We start from the raw sequence: 3,135 nt of genomic DNA on the forward strand, positions 1-3,135 counted from the left end.
CGGTTGCGCTGGCCGCTCGCCGTGCTGGTGATCGCCGCGGGCGCGACGCTCGTGCTGCATCGCGACGGCCTGTGGAGCCGCGAACTCGCCGCGCTGAGCCCCGTGCCCGCGCAAGCGCAGGCGCTCGACGCACGGCTGCGCGCCGATGTCGGCGCGCCCGACGTGCGCTACCTCGTCGTGATTGCCGCGCCGACCGAACAGGCCGCGCTCGAACGCGCGGAACGGGTCGCCGCGCAGTTGCAGCCGCTCGTCGACCGGGGCGCGCTCGCGGGTTTCGAAACCCCCGCGCGCTTCCTGCCGAGCGACGCCGCGCAGCGCGCGCGCCTCGCGAGCCTGCCGGATGCCGAGGTGCTCGCCGCGCGGATGCGCGACGCCGTCGCGAACCAGCCGATCGCGGTCAGGCCCGGCCTGTTCGCACCGTTCATCGCCGACGTCGAAGCCGCGCGCCATGCGCGGCTGCTGACGCGCGCGGACCTGCGCGGCACGTCGATGGCACTCGCCGTCGATGCGCTGCTGACCGAACGCGACGGCCGCTGGAGCGCGATGCTGCCGCTGCGCGCGCCGGACGCCGCCCGCACCGCGCAACCGGCATCGAGCCTCGATGCGACACCGGTCCGCGCGGCCGTCGCGCGCGCGGGCGTGCCCGATGCGCTGTTCGTCGACATGAAGGCCGAAGCCGATCGCCTGTACGTGAGCTACGTGCACGAGGACATCCGGCTGTCGCTCGCGGGTTTTGCCGCGATCGCCGTGCTGCTGCTGATCGCCCTGCGCTCGCCGCGCCGCGTCGTGCGCGCCCTCGCCCCGCTCGTCGCCGCCGTGCTGGTCGTGACGGCCGGCTTCGCGCTCGCCGGCGTGCCGCTGACGATCCTGCACCTCGTCGGGATGCTGCTGATCGTCGCGGTCGGCTCGAACTACGCGCTGTTCTTCTGCAAGCGCGACGACGCGCAGCCCGTCACGCCCCACACGCTCGTGTCGCTGCTGATCGCGAACCTCGCGACGGTCGCCGGCTTCGGGCTGCTGGCACTGTCGCGCGTGCCGCTGCTCGAGACCTTCGGGCTGACCGTCGGCCCGGGTGCGATGCTCGCGCTCGCGTTCGCGGCGATCCTCGCGCCGCGCGCGGCCGCAGCCGGCCATCGCCATCAAGGAAGCCGCGCATGAATGCACCGTCGTCCGTTCCGCACCGACAGCCCGGCGATGCGCGCCGCTGGCAGCCCACGCCGCTGATCGCGGGCACCGCCGCGCTGCACGCGGGCGCGGCAGTCGCCGTCGTCGCGCAGCCAGCCGTGTGGCCGTGGGCGGTCGGCGGCGTGGTCGCGTCGCATCTCGCGCTGACCGCCGCCGGCCTGTGGCCGCGCAGCGCACTGCTCGGGCCGAACTGGACGCGCCTGCCGCCCGGCGCCGGCCGCCGCATCGCACTGACGATCGACGACGGCCCGGACCCCGACGTCACGCCGCGCGTGCTCGACCTGCTCGACCGTTACGACGCGCGCGCGACGTTCTTCTGCATCGGCGATCTCGCGCGCCGCCATCCTCGCTGGATCGAGGCGATCGTCGCGCGCGGCCACGCGATCGAGAACCACAGCCAGCGGCACCGGCATACGTTCTCGCTGTCGGGGCCCGCCGCACTGCGGCGCGAGATCGCGGCCGCGCAACGGACGCTGACCGAGATCGCCGGTACGCGCCCGCTGTTCTTCCGCGCGCCGGCCGGCCTGCGCAATCCGTTCCTCGAACCGGTGCTGTGCGAGCTCGGCCTGCAGTTGGCGAGCTGGACGCGGCGCGGTTTCGACACGCGCGCACACGATGCCGCGACCGTCACGCGCCGCCTGCTGCACAGTCTCGCGCCGCGCGACATCCTGCTCGTGCACGACGGCCACGCGGCGCGCGACGCGCGCGGCGAACCGGTCGTGCTCGACGTGCTGCAGGCGGTGCTGCGCGCGGCCGCCGACGCGCAGCTGCACTGGGTCACGCTGCGCGCGGCGCTCGCGCCCGAACCGCCGGCCGGGCCGCGCGAGCCGGCCGGTTCGGCCCCCCCGTTTGATAAAATCTGACCTCGAGCGGCGCGCCTGCCAGCCCTGCTGCGGCGCCCGTTCCGGCCACCGGATGCGACCCTCGTGAAACCTCTCCTGCTCTCGCACTTCACCGCCACCAGCTGCATCGGCCGCGGCCTCGACGCGACCCTCGATGCACTGCGCCACGCGCGCGGCGGGCTCACGCCCTGCGACTTCGAGCGTGCGGATCTCGACACGTGGATCGGCGCGGTGGACGGCGTCGACGCGCAGCCCGTGCGCGCCGACCTCGCCGACTTCGAGTGCCGCAACAACCGCCTCGCGCAGCTCGGCCTCATGCAGGACGGCTTCGACGCACGCGTCGCGGCGGCCGTCGCGCGCCATGGCGCGGCGCGCGTCGGCGTGTTCGTCGGCACGAGCACGGCCGGCATCCTCGAGACCGAGCACGCATACCAGCGCCGCGACCCGGCGAGCGGCGCACTGCCCGCCGACTTCCGCTACGCGCACACGCACAACCCGTATTCGCCGGCCGCGTTCGTGCGCGCGTTTTTCGCGCTGCGCGGGCCGGCGATGGCGATCTCGTCCGCGTGCTCGTCCGGCGCGAAAGTGTTCGGCTCCGCGCGCCGCATGATCGAGGCGGGATTGATCGATGCGGCCGTCGTCGGCGGCGTCGATTCGCTGTGCCTGACGACGCTGTACGGCTTCAATTCGCTCGAACTGCTGTCGCGCCGGCCGTGCCGTCCGTTCGACGTCGCGCGCGACGGCATCTCGATCGGCGAGGCCGCCGCGTTCGCGCTCGTCGAACGCGTGCCCGACCCGCCCACCCCGCTCGACGCCGATGCGATCCTGCTGCTCGGTATCGGCGAATCGAGCGACGCGCATCACATGTCGTCGCCGCATCCGGACGGGCTCGGCGCGCGCGTCGCCATCGAGCAGGCGCTTGCATCCGCCGGCCTCGGCGCGAACGACATCGACTACGTGAACCTGCACGGCACCGCGACGCCGAGCAACGACGCGGCCGAAAGCCGCGCGATCGGCGCGCTGTTCGCCGGCACGCCGTGCAGCTCGACGAAGGGCGCGACCGGCCATACGCTCGGCGCGGCGGGCGCGCTCGAGGCGGTCGTCGCCG

The 3,135-nt window shown here is 74.3% G+C and carries 3 protein-coding genes; all 3 read left to right on the forward strand.

Annotation, left to right across the window (positions count from 1 at the left end; genetic code table 11):
- On the forward strand, positions 1-1,158 hold a 1,158-nt coding region (locus L810_RS42780), incomplete at its 5' end, for an MMPL family transporter (RefSeq protein ID WP_042978394.1).
- Complete coding sequence (locus L810_RS42785) at positions 1,155-2,048, forward strand: polysaccharide deacetylase family protein (RefSeq protein ID WP_021164316.1); 894 nt, start codon at positions 1,155-1,157, stop codon at positions 2,046-2,048. The genes L810_RS42780 and L810_RS42785, both read left to right, overlap by 4 nt.
- A 63-nt stretch (positions 2,049-2,111) precedes the next feature.
- Positions 2,112-3,135 (forward strand): beta-ketoacyl-[acyl-carrier-protein] synthase family protein (locus L810_RS42790; RefSeq protein WP_042978395.1); only part of this gene is annotated, 1,024 nt, incomplete at its 3' end.

This window comes from Burkholderia sp. AU4i (assembly GCF_000466765.1).
Classification (GTDB): Bacteria; Pseudomonadota; Gammaproteobacteria; order Burkholderiales; family Burkholderiaceae; genus Burkholderia; species Burkholderia cepacia.